Origin of the sequence: Xanthomonas vasicola pv. musacearum NCPPB 4379 (assembly GCF_000277895.2) — a bacterium.
GTDB lineage: Bacteria > Pseudomonadota > Gammaproteobacteria > Xanthomonadales > Xanthomonadaceae > Xanthomonas > Xanthomonas vasicola.
Window position 1 is genome coordinate 3,305,543 of the sequence record NZ_CP034655.1, and the last position, 18,790, is coordinate 3,324,332.

The 18,790-nt window shown below is 64.0% G+C and carries 17 protein-coding genes; 6 read left to right on the plus strand and 11 right to left on the minus strand.

Annotation, left to right across the window (positions count from 1 at the left end):
* Positions 1–134: 134 nt before the first annotated feature.
* From trmD to ffh, 8 genes are all read right to left on the minus strand, one after another.
* Entirely contained in the window at positions 135–893 is a 759-nt protein-coding gene (gene trmD, locus KWO_RS15400; protein WP_010365910.1) for a tRNA (guanosine(37)-N1)-methyltransferase TrmD, read from the minus strand.
* A 65-nt stretch (positions 894–958) separates the two neighbouring features.
* Entirely contained in the window at positions 959–1,471 is a 513-nt protein-coding gene (gene rimM, locus KWO_RS15405) for a ribosome maturation factor RimM (protein WP_010365908.1), read from the minus strand.
* Between the two features lie 43 nt (positions 1,472–1,514).
* Positions 1,515–1,772 carry a 30S ribosomal protein S16 gene (rpsP, locus tag KWO_RS15410; protein ID WP_010365906.1) on the minus strand — a complete coding sequence of 86 codons (258 nt, stop codon included), beginning with the start codon at positions 1,770–1,772 and terminating at the stop codon, positions 1,515–1,517.
* 97 nt (positions 1,773–1,869) lie between these two features.
* Positions 1,870–2,667, minus strand: a complete 798-nt coding sequence (locus KWO_RS15415; RefSeq protein WP_010380576.1) for an aminotransferase class IV family protein — start codon at positions 2,665–2,667, stop codon at positions 1,870–1,872.
* On the minus strand, positions 2,658–3,728 hold the full coding sequence (locus tag KWO_RS15420; RefSeq protein WP_010380578.1) for an NAD(P)H-dependent flavin oxidoreductase: 1,071 nt from the start codon (positions 3,726–3,728) through the stop codon (positions 2,658–2,660). Before KWO_RS15420 ends, KWO_RS15415 begins: the two co-directional genes overlap by 10 nt.
* 112 nt (positions 3,729–3,840) lie before the next feature.
* Positions 3,841–4,230 carry a hypothetical protein gene (locus KWO_RS23090; protein WP_227254257.1) on the minus strand — a complete coding sequence of 130 codons (390 nt, stop codon included), beginning with the start codon at positions 4,228–4,230 and terminating at the stop codon, positions 3,841–3,843.
* Between the two features lie 178 nt (positions 4,231–4,408).
* On the minus strand, positions 4,409–4,657 hold the full coding sequence (locus KWO_RS23095; protein ID WP_234030064.1) for a hypothetical protein: 249 nt from the start codon (positions 4,655–4,657) through the stop codon (positions 4,409–4,411).
* A gap of 496 nt (positions 4,658–5,153) precedes the next feature.
* Positions 5,154–6,530: a signal recognition particle protein gene (ffh, locus tag KWO_RS15430; protein WP_017113034.1), complete on the minus strand. Its 1,377-nt coding sequence runs from the start codon at positions 6,528–6,530 to the stop codon at positions 5,154–5,156.
* A gap of 299 nt (positions 6,531–6,829) precedes the next feature.
* Between ffh and KWO_RS15435 the strand changes: the two genes are divergently transcribed.
* The gene (locus KWO_RS15435; RefSeq protein WP_010380583.1) at positions 6,830–7,621 is read left to right on the plus strand and encodes a cytochrome C assembly family protein; all 792 of its coding nucleotides are present in this window, start codon (positions 6,830–6,832) and stop codon (positions 7,619–7,621) included.
* Between the two features lie 288 nt (positions 7,622–7,909).
* On the opposite strand, the gene KWO_RS15440 is transcribed toward KWO_RS15435, so the two are convergent.
* Positions 7,910–8,959, minus strand: a complete 1,050-nt coding sequence (locus KWO_RS15440) for an aldose epimerase family protein (protein ID WP_010380584.1) — start codon at positions 8,957–8,959, stop codon at positions 7,910–7,912.
* A 266-nt stretch (positions 8,960–9,225) separates the two neighbouring features.
* Between KWO_RS15440 and KWO_RS15445 the strand changes: the two genes are divergently transcribed.
* The gene (locus KWO_RS15445; protein ID WP_010380586.1) at positions 9,226–10,809 is read left to right on the plus strand and encodes an alpha-N-arabinofuranosidase; all 1,584 of its coding nucleotides are present in this window, start codon (positions 9,226–9,228) and stop codon (positions 10,807–10,809) included.
* A 235-nt stretch (positions 10,810–11,044) separates the two neighbouring features.
* Here the strand turns inward: KWO_RS15445 and KWO_RS15450 are convergent, their stop codons facing one another.
* Both KWO_RS15450 and KWO_RS15455 read right to left on the minus strand, forming a co-directional pair.
* Positions 11,045–11,413, minus strand: a complete 369-nt coding sequence (locus KWO_RS15450) for a response regulator (protein ID WP_010380588.1) — start codon at positions 11,411–11,413, stop codon at positions 11,045–11,047.
* The gene (locus KWO_RS15455) at positions 11,406–12,569 is read right to left on the minus strand and encodes a two-component system sensor histidine kinase NtrB (protein ID WP_010380590.1); all 1,164 of its coding nucleotides are present in this window, start codon (positions 12,567–12,569) and stop codon (positions 11,406–11,408) included. The genes KWO_RS15450 and KWO_RS15455 overlap by 8 nt, the downstream gene beginning before the upstream one ends.
* A 160-nt stretch (positions 12,570–12,729) precedes the next feature.
* Here KWO_RS15455 and KWO_RS15460 point away from each other — a divergent pair, with 160 nt between their 5' ends.
* The 4 genes from KWO_RS15460 to KWO_RS15475 are packed head-to-tail and all read left to right on the plus strand — an operon-like array spanning position 12,730 to position 18,432.
* On the plus strand, positions 12,730–15,903 hold the full coding sequence (locus KWO_RS15460; protein WP_010380592.1) for a response regulator: 3,174 nt from the start codon (positions 12,730–12,732) through the stop codon (positions 15,901–15,903).
* On the plus strand, positions 15,876–16,724 hold the full coding sequence (locus KWO_RS15465; protein ID WP_017113037.1) for a CheR family methyltransferase: 849 nt from the start codon (positions 15,876–15,878) through the stop codon (positions 16,722–16,724). Before KWO_RS15460 ends, KWO_RS15465 begins: the two co-directional genes overlap by 28 nt.
* Positions 16,721–17,305 carry a chemotaxis protein CheB gene (locus KWO_RS15470; RefSeq protein WP_010365877.1) on the plus strand — a complete coding sequence of 195 codons (585 nt, stop codon included), beginning with the start codon at positions 16,721–16,723 and terminating at the stop codon, positions 17,303–17,305. The genes KWO_RS15465 and KWO_RS15470 overlap by 4 nt, the downstream gene beginning before the upstream one ends.
* On the plus strand, positions 17,302–18,432 hold the full coding sequence (locus tag KWO_RS15475) for a hybrid sensor histidine kinase/response regulator (protein ID WP_010380595.1): 1,131 nt from the start codon (positions 17,302–17,304) through the stop codon (positions 18,430–18,432). Before KWO_RS15470 ends, KWO_RS15475 begins: the two co-directional genes overlap by 4 nt.
* Positions 18,433–18,790 lie beyond the last annotated feature (358 nt).

Genomic DNA, 18,790 nt, shown 5'->3' on the forward strand with positions numbered 1-18,790 from the left:
GCGTGTCTGGTGATATTGGACCGGCAGTCGCCGCACGGCGATTGCTCGAGGTTCGTAGGAGGGCCAGACGCAAGGCTGGCCAGCAAGCCGCCTATTGTACCCCAATCAATCGTGCAAGAGCTAGGGGGTAGCCCTTATTTCTCATCGCCCGGGGAGAGTTCGCGGCGAAACTCGTCCAGCAGACGGCGATCGTTCTTGTCCAGCCCCGCCTCGTCGAGCAGGTCCGGGCGACGCAACCAGGTCCGGCCCAGCGACTGCTGCCGGCGCCAGCGCGCAATTGCCGCATGGTTGCCCGAGCGCAGCACATCGGGCACATCGCCCCATGCGTGGGTGGCCGGATGGCTGTAATGCGGGCAGTCGAGCAGGCCTTGCGGGCCTTCAAAACTGTCCTGGGCCGCCGATTCTGCGTCGTTCAACACGCCGTCCTGCAACCGCGTCACCACATCCACAACAACCGCTGCGCCCAACTCGCCACCGGACAACACGTAGTCGCCGATGGAGATTTCCATATCCACCGACTGCGCCAGGAAGCGCTCGTCCACGCCTTCATAGCGGCCGCACAACAAGACCATGCGCGGCAACTGCGCCAGCTCGCGCGCGAACGCCTGCGTCAGCGGACGCCCCTGCGGGCTGAGGTAAATCACCGGCGCCGGCCGCGCGTCTGCGGCTTGCACCGCATCCAGGCAGGCCCGCAATGGCTCGATCAGCATCACCATGCCGGGCCCGCCACCGAAGGGACGGTCGTCCACGCGGCGGTAGTTGCCCTGCGCATGCTCGCGCGGATTCCAGCCCTGCAATTCCAGCAAGCCGCGCTCCTGCGCCCGCCCGACCACGCCGAACGCCGCGCATTGCGCGATGAACTCGGGGAACAAGCTGATGACGTCGATGCGCACTGGAGAATCGGGAATCGGGATTGGGGAATGGGTAGAGCAAGAGCAGAGCCGAGGCGCCGCTTTGATCAGAAATCCGGATCCCAGTCGACCACGATCAGATTGGCCTCGAAGTCCACGGATTTGACGAAATCCGGAAACACAAACGGAATCATCCGCTCGCGATCGCCACGCACGACCACCACGTCGTTGGAGCCGGTGGAGAACAAGTGCGACACCGTGCCGAGCTTGACGCCCTCGACGGTTTCCACCTGCAACTCTTCCAGATCCACCCAGTAATACTCATCGGGCTTGGGTGGCGGCAGCGCACTGCGCGCGACGTATATTTCAGTACCGTGCATGGCTTCAACGGTGTCGCGGTCGGTGACGTCCGGGAACACCGCAATCAGATTCTTGCCCTGATCGCGCCCACGCACGCCGCTGATGACCGATTCCTGCCCCGATGGCGCGCGCACGATCCACGGCTGATACCGGAAGATCGCGTTACGTGGCTCGGTCCAGGATTCGAGCTTCAGCTCGCCCTTTACACCAAAAGCGCCGACAACCCTGCCTAACAGGATGCGGCGCTCGGTCTGCTTCATCTGTGTCGACTCTGGGCCAGGTGGTGACACCCGGCCCTTAAGATCAGGCCGCGACGGCCTGGGTCTTGGCTTCGCGATACAGGTTACGCACCTTATCGGTCAGCTGCGCACCGTTGCCGACCCAATGGTCGACACGGGCGATATCGAGCACAATGCGCGGTTCTGCGCCCTGCGCAACCGGGTTGTAGTAGCCCAGACGCTCGATGTTGCGGCCGTCGCGCGCGCTGCGCACGTCGGTCACGATGATGTGGTAGAACGGACGCTTCTTGGCGCCGCCGCGGGTCAGTCGAATCTTGACCATGGTGTCGTTTTCCTAAGTTGCCCAGTCGCCAGAGTGGCGCGGTAAGCCGGTGATTATAGCGGGCTCCGGTGGCGAAGCCAAGTCACCCAGGAATCGCTCAGATCCGTTGCCAGGCCTGGGTTTCCAGCGCCTGGTTCAGGATCGCAAGCTGCGCGGAATCTGCCGACCAGTGCACAGACCCAACCGCCGCCAGCGCCTGCTGCCCGCGGGCATTACAGCTGAAGCCGCCATCGACCCTGTCCAGCTCGCTTAGTGCGACCGGACGCACTTCCTGCTCAACCCCGAGCATCTGCAACCCGGCCTGCAGTAAACGCTGCCGGGTACCAGGCAAGGCCGGCCCCTGCGGCCATACCACCCTGCCATGCTGCCACAGGCCAAGATTCCAGAACGCACCTTCCACCAGATGCTCCTGGGAATCGATCAATAGCGCATCGTCGAAACCGGCCAGCATTGCGTGGCGGCGCAGCTGCAGTAGTGGAAAGGTGCCGACATGTTTGAACAGCGGCAGCTCACGCACGTAATGGACGGGCTGCACGCGCGTTGCAGTGGCTGGCATCTGTGCGGCCGGCGCGAGCGAGACCAGCACATCCAGTGCGACGGCGCGCGATGGATCGCGCAGGTCGAAATCCTGCGAAAAAACAGTAATGCGCGCGCTCGCATCGGTGCTGCCGGCAACCGACAACGCAGCGCGCAACTGCGTGCGAATGACTTCTGCATCGATTGATGTGCCGAACAACGCTGCGCTGTCGTGCCGCAAACGGCGCAGATGCAGGTCCAGCCCCAGCACAGCGCTGTCGCGCACCTGCAGCGTGGTGAAGTGGCCGTAGTTGTTCAACGCGGCAGCACTGAGCTGCTGCACGGTAGCGGCCGCGCCGTTGCAAAAGATCAGCGGCACAGCAGCGCCTGCGCCTGTTCCCACCATTGTGTCACCACCTGCGCGGCCGTTTGTGCAGGCGCCATCCAGGCGGACTGGCCGGCCCAGGCTTGCATCGCCTCCAGACGGTTCGCGCGCGCCGCAACCTGCCGCATTGGCGCGGTGAGCCCGCGCTGCACCGGATAAGGCGCGGGTGGCGGTGCGTCTGCAGCGCCAGCGGCCTGCACATACGCTGTGGTCAGGGCGCGGCCCAGCCGGCCAGAGAATGCGCGGGTTGGTTGGGTGTGCTCCGGCTCGGCCTGGGCCAGCGCGTCGGCCCAGGCGCTCGGCAGTGCCGCTTCGGGCGTGCGCAACAAGCCGGTGCCGATCTGTACAGCGCTGGCGCCCAGCGTCAGCGCCGCGGCAATGCCGCGTGCATCGGCAATGCCACCGGCAGCGATGACCGGGATATCTAGACGATCGACCAGACGCGGCAGCAATGCGAACAGCCCGGTCATCTGCTGCGCTGCGCGGCCGGCATCGAATGCACCGCGATGGCCACCAGCTTCGGCACCTTGCGCAACCACAGCATCGGCACCTGCTGCCTGCGCGGCGAGCGCTTCGTCAAGCGTGGTGGCGCAGGCGAACCAGGCGATGCCGGCACTCTTGAGGCGTGCCACCTGATCGGGCCGAAATACGCCCATGATCGAGGACGCAACCGCTGGACGCGCAGCCAGCAAGGCCTCGAATTGCGCATCGAAATCGGCAGGCAGTGTATCGCCTGCCGCCTCCGGCACCGGTGGTCCCCACTGCGCAAGAAACGCACGCAGGCGCGCTTCGGTAGCCGCATCGCGCGCAGGCGCCGGGTCGGGAATCCACAGATTGACTTGCGCAGGCCCTGCGCTGGCCTCACGGAACGCGGTCATCCACGCCACGATGTCCTGCGGCTGCAACAACACCGCACCCATCGCGCCCATGCCACCAGCGTTCGCGACCGCCGCCGACAATGGCACCGGGCAGGCGCCGGCCATGGGGCTGAGCAGGATCGGAAGGCGTAGGCCGAAGCGCTGCTGAAAGGCATCGACGTTGGAGAATCTGGTCATCAACCACTGCGCACACCATGGGATGGCGCATGGTAACCGCGATGGAGAGACACTGATGCCGGCACAGGCAAAATGCTCAATCGCAAGTGCACTGCATGCCGGACCTGTTGCGTTAATGCCTCGGCACCGGCATGAGTTGCTGGTACCAATCTTCGACCCAGACATTCTCCAACGCAAAGTCACGCAAGCGGTGCGGACGCTGTAGATAAGCGCCCCACAAGCGCAAATCGACGAACGACGAAACCGGTTGCGTGCGCCACGCCGGCGGCCCGAACAGCCGCAATTCCAGGCAGTCATCGCCATCGGCGGGACAGGTGAGCTGCGTGCAATCGGCCGCCTTTGCGCTCGCCCGCATATGCTCCAACTCCGGCCCACGCACCAACTTGAATAAACGCACCTCGCCTTGCGTGCGACCAGTGCATTGATCGGGCAGCGGCAAGGGGCGATCAAAGTGCGTGGCGGCCCAGGCAAGTTCCAGTGTCAGCAAATCGCCTTGAGTCACGCGCAGGAAGTAGCGGTGCAGATGGGTGTTTTCTGCGGGCCAAGACGTTGCAAGGGTCCGCGCATGCAGATACATCCCATACATCGTCGGTGCTGGCGAATAACAGCGCCGCACCAGCCGGCGTGCCGTGCACAGGTACGTTCTCGAGACGCGCATGCGACGACAGCTGCGCTTCGTTTTAGATATGCACCACCGCCGCGCCATCGTCGCGACGTGCGTAACGCAGGGTCGACTCGAATGCCGGCTTCAGCGACAACGCCAGCCGGTCCGGCTCGGGTACGCGCAACCATAACCCGATCACTCCCGGGCAGTGCCCGTAGGCCTGGCCAATGCCGATCGAATACACCCCGGTCTGCGTCAGCGGCACGTCCATCTCGCCATTAGCAGGCACGTCCAGCCACTGCGAATGCGTAGCGCCGGAGGCCATAGGTCACAGCGCCACGCTGGTGCAGGCGGACTGGCGTTCGCATCCGGATGAAACGCGAGTACAAGCCGGTCGCCGGCACGCAGAAACAACTCGACCGTGGTGCAGATGCCCTGCCGCGGATAGCGCTCTTCTTCGTAAGGCGTAACGTCCACAATGTGGCGGCGCCACTGCCGCACTAAGGCGTCGTGCACGGTTTTTTCGATGCCACGTTTCGCGGCTGCATCGAGCCGTGGCAGGCGGACGATCACCTGCGCAGCAAGGTTGCCGTCGCCCGTATCTCCAGAGGCTGAGTGTGTCGCTTGTACTTCTGCAGGGTGCGACGCAAATACGCGGTCGATGCCAGCAGCAACCAGTGCGATACACAGCCAGAACACGATACTTGCGGGGACCACTGCCCAGCCGGATGTGGCCTGCCACGCCACCACAAGGGCCAGCGCAAGATGCACGCAGTGCGCGCCTGCGAATGTCTTCACAGCGCGCGGCCTGCGCAGGTTGCTCAGCGGAACGGCATGCCGCCGCGGCCGCCCATGGCGCCCATCATGCCCTTCATGTTGCGCATCAGGCCCTTCATGCCGCCGCCGGCCAGCTTGCCCATCATCTTTTCCATCTGCTGATACTGCTTCATCAGCTTGTTGACGTCGGCCGGCTGCATACCCGAGCCGCGGGCGATGCGGGCGCGACGCGAACCGTTAAGAAGGGCCGGGTTGCGGCGCTCTTTCTTGGTCATCGAATTGATGATGGCGATCATGCGCGGCACTTCCTTGCCGGTGACCTGCTGCTTGACGTTATCCGGGATCTGGCCCATGCCCGGCAGCTTGTCCATCAGCCCATGGATGCCGCCCATGTTCTGCATCTGCTCGAGCTGCTCCTTCATGTCGTTGAGGTCGAACTTCTTGCCCTTGGCGACCTTGGCGGCGAGCTTGGCGGCCTTTTCCTGATCGACGCTGTGCTCGACCTGCTCCACCAGCGACAGCACGTCGCCCATGTCCAGGATGCGGCTGGCAACGCGGTCGGGATGGAACACGTCCAGGCCGTCGGTCTTTTCGCCGGTACCGACGAACTTGATCGGCTTGCCGGTGATGTAGCGCACGCTCAGTGCTGCACCGCCGCGCGCGTCGCCGTCGGTCTTGGTCAGCACCACGCCGGTCAGCGGCAGCGCCTCACCGAAGGCCTTGGCGGTGTTGGCCGCGTCCTGTCCGGTCATCGCATCGACCACGAACAGGGTTTCGGTGGGGTTGACCGCGGCGTGCAGCGCCTTGATCTCGTCCATCATCGCCGCATCGATCGCCAGGCGGCCGGCGGTATCGACCAGCAGCACGTCGACGAACGACTTGCGCGCATCGCTGATGGCGGCGCGCACGATGTCGACCGGCTTCTGCGAGGCGTCGGAGGCCAAGAACAGCACCCCAACCTGTTCGGCCAGGGTCTTGAGTTGCTCGATCGCGGCCGGGCGGTAGACGTCGGCCGAGACCACCATGACCTTTTTCTTGCGCTTTTCCTTCAGGTGCTTGGCGAGCTTGCCGACCGTGGTGGTCTTGCCCGCACCCTGCAGGCCAGCCATCAAGATGATCGCCGGTGCCGGCACATTGAGGTTGAGGTCGGCAGCGGCGGCGCCCATGACGGCGGTGAGCTCGTCGCGCACGATCTTGATCAGCGCCTGGCCCGGGGTCAGCGACTTGAGCACTTCCTGACCGACCGCGCGCACCTTGATGCGCTCGATCAGCGCCTGGACCACCGGCAGCGCCACGTCGGCCTCGAGCAGCGCGATGCGCACTTCCCGGGTGGCTTCGCGGATGTTCTCCTCGGTCAGGCGACCGCGGCCGCGCAGGCGCTCCATGGTGCCGGAGAGACGTTGGGTAAGGGACTCGAACATGCGCAAAGGACCGCGGAGGGGAAACGGGTGCCGATTATAGCGGCACCGGCTGGCTGCCTGCCCCGGCAGTGGCCCGACCCGACCTAGCGCTGCCCGCCCCCGCTCTTGTCCAGGTCCGACCTGGTCCGCCCAGCCAAACCAGCCCAAGCCGCACAGCCATTCAACGTTGCTCAAATCAGTGGCCTGCCCCAGCCACTTATTCCCCAGTCCCCCGATCCTCGCGCGCCACGGCTTCTGATTTGCGAATCCCAATTCCCGAATCTCCAATACCCGCCCCATCAATATGCGAAACTTCCACGATGACAATCGTTCTCATCGCGTTCGCCCTGTATCTGCTGGCCACGGCACTGCTCACTCGGGCGGTGTTGCGCGATGGCAACCAGGCGCCTGCGCGCTGGCTGGCGCCGGCGTTGGCCGCAGTGGCGCTGCACGCCGGCTACCACGTGCTGGTGGCCGTGCGCACCGCCGGTGGGCCCGACATGCATTTCTTCGCGGCGTTGTCGTTGTGCGGGCTGGGCATGGCTGCGCTGACGGCCGTGTTCGGTGGCCGCGGGCGTATGGCCTCGGTGGGCGTGGTGGTATTCCCGCTCTCGGCGATTCTGCTGGCCAGCTATCACGCCTACGGCCACGAGCCCAGCTCGGACCTGGGCTGGCGGCTGGAATTGCATGCGTGGCTGGCCTTGCTGGCCTACGCCACGCTGGGCATCGCGGCACTGCTGGCGATCATGCTGTGGTTGCAGGAACGCGCGCTGCGTCGGCGCGATTTCCACACCTGGCTGCGCGCACTGCCGCCATTGACCGAGTTGGAAACGCTGCTGTTTCGCACGATCGCGGTGGGCTTTGTGCTGTTGAGCCTGACCCTGCTGACCGGCCTGTTGTTCGTGCAGGATTTCCTGGCGCAACGGCTGCTGCAGAAGACCGTGCTCAGCATACTGTCGTGGATCGTGTTCGGTGCGCTGTTGATCGGCCGCTGGCGCAATGGCTGGCGTGGCACCAAGGCCGTGCACTGGACACTGACCGCGATGCTGTTGCTGGTGCTGTCGTTCTTCGGCAGCAAGTTCGTCATCGAGCTGGTGCTAGGGCCGCGCTAAGCGTGGTGTGAGCACAGCGGCGGCGTTGGTTCGAAGTCCAAGGTGGTCGGGTGCAACCTCTGCATCCGGCGCATCCTGCCTGGCGTGGTAGCCGCTGCGCGCAGGCACGTGCGCATGACTCGATCTTCTGCAGGCCGCTAGGGCTTAGGCCCACCAAAGGTCACTGGCAATCCAGGCATACGCCGAGTGACGCGCTCGCCCCGTCAGAGCTCATAACGCAATCAGCGGAATCAGGTTGCGCGTGCCTGCACGACGCAGCCCAGCCAGCTCCTTCGTTCTAAAAACTCCTCACGCATCCAGCGCGGCGCGCACAGCCTCCCAGGGCTGGTCCTGCCCCGCACTGACGAAGTGATAGCTGATGCGGCGGCGATAGGTTTCGCCGGGCCGCAGGATCGTCGAAGGGAAATTGGCGTGATTGGGCGCGTCCGGGTAGTCCTGCGGCTCCAGGCAGACGCCGCGCCCCAGTCCCGGATGATGCGCGTCCAGATGTTGGCCTTCGTACAACTGCACCGCAGGGGCATCGCTGCGGATGCGTAACGCCACGCCGCTGTGCGGCGAATACAGCTCGGCGACGCAGTCCGCGTCGGCGGCCAGCACCAGACATTGGTCGTAGCCCTTGCCAAGGACGATCTGCGGATGCGCCGGATCGGTGCTATCGGCTAGCGCGGCAGGCTGGCGGAAATCGAATGGCGTAGCGGCCACCGACGCGATCTCGCCAGTGGGGATCGATTCGGCGTCCACCGGCAGGTAGCGATCGGCCGGCACGCGCAGCACCTGCGCTGCAGCACGCAGCTGCGGGTCGCCGGACAGATTGAAATATGGATGATGGGTAAGGTTCAACGCAGTCGCGGCATCGCAGTGCGCTTCGAAGTCCAGCTGCAGGTGCAGCCCATGAAGCTGCAGGCGCGCACGCACTTGCAGATTGCCGGGGTAGCCCTCTTCGCCATCGGGCGAGTCATAACCCAACAGCACCTGATCTGGCGCTTGCTCCAGTACGCTCCACACGCGTCGCCCGAAACCGCGCAGCCCGCCGTGCAACTGGTTGCGCCCCTCATTTGCTGCCAGCACGTGGCTGACGCCGTCCAGCGTGTAGCGCGCGCCGGCGATGCGATTGCCGAAGCGGCCGACCAGAATGTTGAGGCTGTCGCCGTCAGCGGCGTAGTCGGGCAGATCCGGCAGGTTGAGCACCAGCGGCACCACGCCCTGTGCGGTGGTCAACTGCAGCGTATGCAGGATGCCGCCGTAGGTGAGCACTTCCGCCTCGAGACCGGCCTCGCTACGGAGCGTGAGCGCGTGGATCTCGACACCGTCTGGCAACTGCCCGAACACTCGCTGCATGGATCGTCCTGCCGATGAGGGAAGCTAGCGAGCATAGCCGCACGACGCCGCTGCCGACCATGCTGCTGCGCACATCCTGGCCTGCGAAGCGACTGCAGCGCGCGAAGCACTGCCGCGCTCGTCTGCGCTCGTCTGCGCTGATATGCGCTGGTCGCGCTGGTCGCGCTGCAACAATACAAAGTGCCACCACCCGCACTACGCTGACGACGCGCTTCCCTCGCAGCAGCACCCGCCCGACTACCGACCAGCACAGGAGCACCGACCCGATGCAGTGGATTTCCCTCGCGTTGCGGACATCGCGCAGACAGCTGTTGAATGCCGTTTTCCTCGCCGTCTTACTTGCCAGCACATCAGCTGCCTTCGCTGCAGAGGTCAAAGTCAGCGGCACCTTGCGCGTGGACCAGCCCGGTCCGCAGGTATCGCGGCAACTGTTCGGCCAGTTCGCCGAGCATCTGGGCACCGGTATCTATGGCGGCGTGTGGGTTGGCGAGGATTCGCCGATTCCCAACACGCGCGGCTATCGCAACGACGTGATCGCCGCATTGAAAGCCATCGCCGTGCCCAACATCCGCTGGCCGGGTGGCTGCTTCGCCGACGAATACCACTGGCGCGATGGCGTGGGCACGCCGGCCAAGCGCCCGACCAGGGTCAATACGCATTGGGGCGGTGTGGAAGAGACCAATCGTTTTGGCACGCACGAGTTCATGGATTTCACCGAACTGCTTGGCACCCAGGCCTATGTCGCCGGCAACGTGGGCGATGCTGCGCCGGAAGAGATCGCGCAGTGGGCCGAATACATGACCGCGCCAACCCGTTCGAGCCTGGCCAACGAGCGCCGCGCCAATGGCCGCGACGCGCCCTGGCAGGTGTCGTATTTCGGCGTGGGCAACGAGTTGTGGGGCTGCGGCGGCAATATGCGCGTGGAATACGCAGCCGATGTGTTCCGCCGCTACCAGACCTTCGTTAAATCGCCGGCCAACCAGAAGATCCTCAAGATCGCGCCTGGCCCTAGCGATGACGACTACCACTGGACCGAGGTGATGATGCGCGAAGCCACCAAGTACATGGATGGGCTGAGCATGCATTACTACACCATTCCGGGCGGTTGGCCGCCGCGCGCCTCTTCGACCACGTTCGACGAAGCCGCATGGATCCAGACGCTGTCGCGTGCGCTGGTGATGGACGAGCTGATCACCAAGCACAGCGCGATCATGGACAAATACGACCCGGCCAAGAAAGTGGCCCTGGTCGTTGACGAATGGGGCACCTGGTACGCGCCATTGCCCGGCACCAATCCTGGCTTTCTGCAGCAGCAAAACAGCCTGCGCGACGCGCTGGTGGCCTCCCTCAACTTCGACATCTTCAGCCAGCATGCCGCGCGCGTGCGCATGGCCAACATCGCGCAGATGGTCAATGTGCTGCAAGCAATGATCCTCACCGATGGCGACAAGATGGTGCTGACGCCGACCTATCACGTGTTTGCAATGTACAAGCCCTACCAGGATGCCACTCACCTGCCGCTGCAATTGCAGACCCCGGAGTACCGTCATGGCGATACGCATGTGCCGGCGGTGCACGGCTCGGCGGTCAAGGCAAAGGATGGCCATGTGTATATTGCGTTGACCAATCTGGACACCACTGCGGCGGCGACTGTCAGCGTGCAGGTGGATGGTCTGACGCTGCGTGCGGTGGAGGGCCAGATCCTGACCGCACCAGCGATCACCACGCACAACACCTATGCGCAACCACGTGCCGTCGCGCCAGCGGTATTCAAGGGCGCCCGTGTGCAGGGCAAGGCATTGAACGTGGCGCTGCCGGCGCATTCGATCGTGATGCTCAAGCTGCAGTGAACGATCGCGTGCGTGGGCTGCGGCAGGCGCACGTCAGGCGCACGTCAGGCGAATGGAGGGTGAGCCGCAGCCAGCAGTGTGGCGGACGGGCAAAGTTCGGCGCGTTCTAGCGCTTGGATCTGCAGGCGGTCGAACAGCCCTTCTACCGGTGACCGATCCGCCGGCTGCACCGGTGGAGATTGCCATCGGCAAGGTGTACTACCAGAGCCGTTGATGCGGCACGCGCAGCCAACGTTTATGCGTTGGCTGCAGTGCTCTTGAGCATGTCGATGAGCTGGCGCAGGCGATACGGTTTGGGCAGGAAATCGACCTGAGCCGGCAACGGCGGCAACTGCGCCTTGGCGAAGCCGGAGGCCAGAATGACGCGCGCCTGCGGCAGCAGTTGTGCCACCTGCTCGCTCAATTCGATGCCCGACATGCCGTTGGGCATACGGATATCGCTAAACACCACATCGTACGGGCCGCTGTCGCGCAACATGCGCAAGGCGCTTTGACCATCATCGGCGGTGTCGACGCTGATGCCAGCATCGCGCAACGCTTCGCCGATCAATTCGCGCAGTTCTTCTTGGTCTTCCACCATCAGCAGGCGAAGGGATTCAGTCATGCTCGGCCTCCTCAATGGCCGGGAGAAACACGGTGACGGTGGTGCCGCGTCCAGGTGCGGTCTCAAGCTCAACAAAGCCACCGGACTGAGATGCAAAGCCGTAGACCTGGCTCAACCCCAGGCCTGAGCCCTTGCCGACATCTTTGGTGGTGAAAAATGGTTCGCTGGCGCGCTGTGCAACATGCGCCGACATGCCTGGGCCGTCGTCGCCTACGGCAACGGCGACATACCGGCGCCGTACGCCTTGGGGATCTGACGGCGCTGTGCGTTGCGCGGCAGAAGTGAACAACGCGATTGCGCCGCCAGCAGGCATCGCATCGCAACTATTGAAGACCAGATTGAGCAACGCCGCCTCCAGCTGGCCTGGGTCTACGCGCACATCCGGTAATGCATCGGCGAACTGCAGCGACAGATCCACCGCCGACGGGCAGGCACGCCGCAATAGCGCTAACGAACGCGTCACGATGTCACTGACGGCGTGGCGCTCAGGATTCAGCCGTTGCCCGCGCGCGAAGGCCAGCAGTTGACGCGTCAACAAGGTGCCGCGATCCACCGCCGTTTGCGCCGTTTCGATCAGCATGCGGGTGCGTGCATCCTCGCCTGCGCGCAGTGCAATCAGATCCAGGCTGGTCACCATCACCGTGAGCAAGTTATTGAAGTCGTGCGCCATGCCCAGCGTCAACCGACCCAGCGCTTCGATCTTCTGTGACTGCAACAGTGCTTGTTGCGCCTGTTGCAGCAAATGCTGCGCCTCATACCGCTCGGTCAGATCACGGGTGACTTTGGCAAAGCCCACCAGCATCCCGAATTCCAGCACTGGTTCGATCACCACGCTCGCCCAGAACCTGCTGCCATCCTTGCGCAGGCGCCAACCTTCGGCAGCGAAGCGTCCTTCGCGCCTGGCGATCTCCAGATTGCGGCTGGGCTCGTCGCGTTGCGCATCCTCGGGCAGATAAAACCGCGAGAAATGCGTGCCTAATACGTCGCTTGCGCTGTAGCCCTTGATCCGCTCGCCGCCGGGGTTCCAGCTCCGGATATGGCCACCGATATCGAGCATGTAGATCGCGTAATCGGACACGCTCTGCACCAACAGCTGACACTGCCGGCTGTCGTAAGAAAGCGGCCCTGCACTGTCGACGGCCGTTTCCGCATCCATCGCGCGATGTTTCCCCCGGAAAAGCGCGCGACCTTAGTGAGGGGTCCGTGAAGGTTGCGTGCAAGCCAACCCGGCAGCAAAAAGCGTCAAATTTCCGGCGATTTGCGCGTGAAAGTTATCGGCTACCATGACCGCCCTCTCAGTTCGGTCCGCGCGACTTATGCCCAACATCTCGACCACACGCGACCGTTGGATTTGGGTCATCGCGGGGGCCTTGATGGCTGGCACGCTGGGCATGGAGTTGGTCACTCCGCTCGGCTATGCGGTGTGGCTGACCTACTTCGTTGCGGTCGGCGTGACGGTGTTTCAAAGCCGCCCGCAGGTACCACTTGTGGTGGGCGCGTTGTCGTGCGCCTTGCTGGCGATCGGTTTTCAACTTGCGCCACCGAGCAATAATTCGAGTTTTTCATCGGTCAACCGCAGCATCGGCGGCGCGTCGTTTCTGGCCATGGCATTTGTGGTGATGCAAGCGATCCGCGCACGCCGGCAGGCCGAATTCGCGCTGTGGCTGCAGCAAGCAGAAAATACGGTTGAGGCGAGTTTGCGCGGCGATCAGGCGCCGCAGGAATTGGCCGACGCCGCGGTGCGCGCTTTGTGCAAGACGCTGGATGCGCAGGTGGGCGCGCTGTATCGCATTGAAGGCGAACGCCTGCGGCTCACCGGTGGTGCGGCGTTGCCGCCCGATCTTCCGCAGACACTGCCAACCACTGCCGGCCAACTCGGCGAAGTGCTGCAACGTGGCACGGTGCGGCGCCTACGCGGCGTGGACGCCGGCCATCTGCAGATCGCCTCCGGGCTGGGCCAGAGCGGCTGCCAGGAATTGCTGCTGGCGCCGGTTACGGCAGATGGTCGGGTGATCGGCATCATTGAACTCGGTCGCGTGACCGACCCACTCACCGCCGGGTCGCGCGAAGAAGAACTGCTGGCACGCTGCGGCGAAAACATCGGCCTTGCCCTGCGCACAGCATTGCTGCGCGCGCAGCTGGTGACCTTGCTGGAAGAAACCCAACGGCAGAGCGAAGAACTGCAGACCCAGCAGGAGGAGCTGCGCGTCGCCAACGAAGAACTGGAAGAACAGCGCCGCAGCCTGCAGCAATCGCAAAGCGATCTGGAAGTGCAGCAGGCAGAATTGGAACAGACCAACGTGCAGTTGGAAGAGCGCACCCAGGCACTGGAAGCGCAGAGACAGGCCTTGCTGATTGCGCAGAATCAGCTGGTGCGCAATAGCAACGAGCTATCCACCGCCTCGCGCTACAAGTCCGAATTCCTGGCCAACATGTCGCACGAGTTGCGCACGCCGCTCAATAGCGCGTTGATCCTGGCCAAGCTACTGGCCGACAACAAGGACGGCACACTCAGCACCGAGCAGGTGAAATACGCGCAGGCCATCCTGTCGTCCAACAACGACCTGCTGACGCTGATCAACGACATCCTGGACCTGTCCAAGATCGAAGCAGGGCATGTGGAACTGGCCGACGAAACCGTGGCCACCACTTCGGTGTTGCAACGCCTGCGCGAAACCTTCGAGCCGCTGGCGCGGCAGAAGGGCCTGGCATTAGAGATCGCAGCCGTTGCCGATGCGCCGACACAGCTGGTGGTCGACAACCAGCGCCTGCAGCAGATCCTCAAGAACCTGCTGGCCAACGCAATCAAGTTCACCGAACACGGCAAGGTCAGTCTGTCGGTGCAGGCCCATGCGCCGGGCCGTGTGCGCTTTGCGGTGACCGACACCGGCATCGGCATCGCGCGCGAACAGAGCGAAGTGATCTTCGAAGCGTTCCGTCAGGCCGATGGCAGCACGCGTCGCCGCTATGGCGGCACCGGGCTGGGCTTGTCGATTTCGCGCGACCTGGCGCAACGCATGGGCGGCAGTATCAGTGTGGACAGCGAGCCGGGCCGCGGCAGCTGCTTTACGCTGGAATTGCCAACTGATGGTGCACCTGCGGAAGTGATCGGCGCAGCGGATGTAACTGCGAATGCTGCCACGGCACCGCATTCGACAGCGGGCGGCTCCGTGCAACAGCACCGCGGCATGTCAACAGCCGCGCAACCCGGCGCACATTCTCTTGCGGCCACCCACATCGCCCCGCTGCCGATCGCTTCGCCCAGTGCTGCACCGATCCGGCGCGCTGACGATGATCGCGACCAACGCAGCCGTCCCGGCCGCCTCATTCTGGCGGTGGAAGACGACACCCGTTTTGCGCAGGCGCTGGTGGACCTGGCACACGAACTGGATTTCGATTGCGTGGTGGCTCCCAACGCAGAAGAAGCACTGCGCTTGGCAGCCGAGCTGCGCCCCAGCGGCATCCTGCTCGACATCGGCTTGCCGGATGCGTCTGGCCTAAGCGTGCTCGAACGCCTCAAGCGCGACCCGGCCACACGCCACGTTCCGGTGCACGTGGTATCCGCTCTCGAACGTAGCCAGATTGCACTGGAGCTTGGCGCGGTCGGCTATCTCATCAAGCCGGCCACCCGCGACTTGCTGGCCGGTGCGATCCGTCAGCTGGAAGAAACCAATGCGCGTGCAGTACGCCGCCTGTTGATCGTCGAAGACGACAGCGCATTGCGCGCGAATCTGCAGTTGCTGTTGGCGCGCGACCAGTTGGACATCGTCGCAGTGGGCAGTATTGCCGAGGCGATGGAGCAGCTGGCAGGTTCCACCTTCGATTGCATGGTCACCGATCTGGCCCTGCCCGACGGCAGCGGCTACGACTTGCTCGAACGCATGGCCGGCAACGATGCGGTCGCCTTCCCGCCCGTGATCGTCTACACCGGGCGTGCGCTCACCCGCGACGAAGAACAAGGCCTGCGCCGCTATTCCAAGAGCATCATCATCAAGGGCGTGCGCTCGCCGGAACGTCTGCTCGATGAAGTGACGCTGTTCCTGCATAGCGTGGAAGCCTCGTTACCCAGCGATCAGCAGCGCCTGCTGCGCGAAGCACGCCGACGCGATGCAGTGCTGGACGGTGCCACCGTGCTGCTGGCAGAAGACGACGTACGCAACATCTTCGCGCTTTCCAGCGTGCTCGAACCGCTGGGCGTGACGCTGCAGATTGCACGCAACGGCCGCGAGGCACTGGAGCACCTGGCCAAACACGAGGTGGATCTGGTGCTGATGGACATCATGATGCCGGAGATGGATGGCATCACCGCGATGCGGCAGATCCGTGCCAACCTTCAGTGGCAGGATCTGCCCATCATCGCGCTGACCGCCAAGGCCATGGCCGACGACCGCGAGCGTTGCCTGGAAGCTGGGGCCAACGACTATATCGCCAAGCCCATCGATGTGGACAAGCTGGTGTCGCTGTGCCGCGTGTGGTGCTCGCGGCAATGAACCCGGTGGAGCTGTTCGATCTGGAACTGCGTGTGCTGCTGGAAGCGGTGTACCAGCGCTATCACTACGACTTCCGCGACTATGCGGTGTCCTCGTTGCGGCGGCGCATGCGCCACGCAATGGCGCGTTTCGACTGCGCACGTGTAGCCGATCTGCAGCACCGTCTGCTACACGAACCGGACACCTTTGCGCAGGCGATGCAGTTCTTTACCGTGCAGGTCTCGGAGATGTTCCGCGACCCTGCGTATTTCCGCATGCTGCGCGAGCATGCGGTGCCGGTGTTGCGCACCTATCCCTCGATCAAATTGTGGGTGGCAGGCTGCAGCGCCGGTGAAGAAGTCTGGTCGCTGGCCATCCTGCTGCACGAAGAAGGCCTGCTGGAAAAGTCGGTGATCTATGCCACCGACATCAACCCGGAAGCATTGAGCCTGGCCGAAGCTGGCGCGTACGGCATCGATCGCATTGCGCAGTTCAGCCGCAATTATCTGGACGCCGGTGGCCGCACATCGCTGTCGGACTACTACACCACCGCGTACAACGGTGCGGTGTTCGACCGGCGCTTGAAGCGCAATATCGTATTCGCCGATCACAGCCTGGCCACCGACACGGTGTTTTCCGAAGTGCACTTGGTGTCGTGCCGCAATGTGCTGATCTATTTCAACCGCAGCTTGCAGGATCGTGCGGTGGGCTTGTTCTACGATGCGTTGGTCCATCGCGGCTTTCTCGGGCTGGGCAGCAAGGAGTCGCTGCAGTTCGGCGCGCATGCGCAGGCGTTCGAAGCGTGCGCACGTGAGCAGCGGCTGTATCGGAAGGCCGCATGAGCCGCATGCCGAATGCACAGCAGTTCGACGCGATCGTGATCGGCGCATCCGCCGGTGGCGTGATGGCCTTGCAGGCGCTGTTGTCCGGGCTGCCAGCGGATTTACCGATGCCGGTGTTGGTCGTGCTGCATCTGCCGCGCGACCGTCCCAGCCATATCGCCGAGCTACTGGATGCGCGCTGCGCGCTTCCGGTGCGCGAGGCCGAAGACAAACAGCCGCTGCTGGCTGGCACCGTCACTGTCGCTCCGCCCGACTATCACCTGCTGGTGGAAACCCGCGACAGCCTGGCGTTGTCGATGGATGCGCCAGTGTTGTTTTCGCGCCCCGCAATCGACCCCTTGTTCGAATCGGCTGCCGACGTGTTTGGCGAGCGCCTGCTGGCGATTCTGCTCACCGGTGCAAGCGCCGATGGCAGCGCCGGTGTGGCGGCGGTGCGCGCTGTGGGCGGCACCGCCTGGATCCAGCGCCCCGACGACGCCGCTGCGTCATTGATGCCCGCCTCCGCCCTCGCCCACGCCGGCGCCGATGCGGTGCTCACCTTGCAGGCCATCTGCACCCGACTGGAAGCCTTTCACGCATGAATCTCACCGCGACCGGCCAGTCTGCAAGCAGCAACGACACCGAATCCACCAAGATCCTGATCGTGGACGATGTGCCGCAGAATCTGGTGGCGATGGAAGCGCTGCTGCAACGCGACGGCATCCGCGTACTGTGCGCCGCGTCCGGTGCGCAGGCGCTGGAACTGCTGCTCGAGCATGACGTGGCATTGGCGCTGCTGGACGTGCACATGCCGCAAATGGACGGCTTTTCGCTGGCAGAATTGATGCGCGGCTCGCAGCGCACCCGGCATGTGCCGATCATTTTCTTGACCGCCTCGCCGAACGATCCGATGCGTGCCTTCCAGGGTTACGAAACCGGCGCCGTAGATTTTCTGCACAAGCCGATCGAGCCGCACGTGATCCTGAGCAAGGTCAACGTGTTCATCGAGTTGTACCAGCAGCGACGGTTGCTCAAGGCACGCAACGCCTCGCTGGAACGCGCGCTCACGCTCAACGAAACCATGATGGCCGTGCTCACCCACGACCTGCGCACGCCGCTGTCGGTGATCCTGCTGTGCGCCGACAAACTGGGCCTGGATGTCGATGCCGACAGTTCGGCTGCGCGCACGCTGGAACAACTGGAAAACAGCGCGCACCGCATGTCGCGCATGGTCGAGCAATTGCTGGATTTTTCGCGCCTGCGCACCGATGGGCTGCCGATGCAGTTCGGCCCATGCAACCTGGGCGAGGTGGTGCACAGCGTGGTGGGCGAAGTGGCGCAGGCCAATCCGCACACCACCATCGACCTGCGCACCGAGGGCGACCTGGATGGCGATGGCGATGGCGACCGGTTGGCGCAGGTGGTGTCCAATCTGGTCGGCAACGCCGTGCTACACGGCGGCCGCCATCCGGTGCAGGTGCATCTGGATGGCCGCGAACACGACACCCTGCGCCTGTCGGTGCGCAACGCCGGCCACATTCCCGACAGCCTGATGCCGCGTCTGTTCGAACCGTTCAAGGCCAGCTTCCATGCCAGCCAGGGACTGGGGCTTGGGCTGTTTATTGCCGACCAATTCGTCAGGGCACACGGTGGCACGCTGCAGGCGCGCAACGAAGACGGCGACGTAGTGTTCGAAGCCAGACTGCGCCGCCACAACCTGGCGGCTTAACCTCCGCACGTCTCACAGCGCCCGCGATGCCAGCGGGCGTGAACGGGCGCACTGCACCCGCGTAGCGCGCAGCCAGGATGCTCTTGAAGCGTTGCGCCGGAACAGCAACTCGCCGCGCTTCAGCAATTGCAGATAACGCCGGAATGGTAAAGCTGCGTGGCCAACGCGTGTTTGGCCGCGCATTTGGCGCTTCTTCCAGCAAGATTTGGCGGCCAGGGGCCTCCATCAATCAACGCACAATCCACGACTGCCGTATCGACTACCGTCGCACCAGCGAACCCGGCAGTAGCGCGTCTGTCAGCCCGCGTGATAGCCAACTCAAGCAGTGCTGTCGCGCTGCATGCACCGTATGCTCGTA

Excerpts from the sequence above, each read along its gene's own strand:
- KWO_RS15475 (WP_010380595.1), top strand. The coding sequence starts at position 17,302 with ATGAATCTCACCGCGACCGGCCAGTCTGCAAGCAGCAACGACACCGAA.
- KWO_RS15450 (WP_010380588.1), bottom strand. The coding sequence starts at position 11,413 with ATGACTGAATCCCTTCGCCTGCTGATGGTGGAAGACCAAGAAGAACTG.
- KWO_RS15435 (WP_010380583.1), top strand. The coding sequence starts at position 6,830 with ATGACAATCGTTCTCATCGCGTTCGCCCTGTATCTGCTGGCCACGGCA.
- KWO_RS23095 (WP_234030064.1), bottom strand. The coding sequence starts at position 4,657 with ATGGCCTCCGGCGCTACGCATTCGCAGTGGCTGGACGTGCCTGCTAAT.
- KWO_RS15470 (WP_010365877.1), top strand. The coding sequence starts at position 16,721 with ATGAGCCGCATGCCGAATGCACAGCAGTTCGACGCGATCGTGATCGGC.
- KWO_RS15420 (WP_010380578.1), bottom strand. The coding sequence starts at position 3,728 with ATGACCAGATTCTCCAACGTCGATGCCTTTCAGCAGCGCTTCGGCCTA.
- KWO_RS15455 (WP_010380590.1), bottom strand. The coding sequence starts at position 12,569 with ATGGATGCGGAAACGGCCGTCGACAGTGCAGGGCCGCTTTCTTACGAC.
- rpsP (WP_010365906.1), bottom strand. The coding sequence starts at position 1,772 with ATGGTCAAGATTCGACTGACCCGCGGCGGCGCCAAGAAGCGTCCGTTC.
- KWO_RS15445 (WP_010380586.1), top strand. The coding sequence starts at position 9,226 with ATGCAGTGGATTTCCCTCGCGTTGCGGACATCGCGCAGACAGCTGTTG.
- ffh (WP_017113034.1), bottom strand. The coding sequence starts at position 6,530 with ATGTTCGAGTCCCTTACCCAACGTCTCTCCGGCACCATGGAGCGCCTG.
- KWO_RS15440 (WP_010380584.1), bottom strand. The coding sequence starts at position 8,959 with ATGCAGCGAGTGTTCGGGCAGTTGCCAGACGGTGTCGAGATCCACGCG.
- rimM (WP_010365908.1), bottom strand. The coding sequence starts at position 1,471 with ATGAAGCAGACCGAGCGCCGCATCCTGTTAGGCAGGGTTGTCGGCGCT.
- KWO_RS15460 (WP_010380592.1), top strand. The coding sequence starts at position 12,730 with ATGCCCAACATCTCGACCACACGCGACCGTTGGATTTGGGTCATCGCG.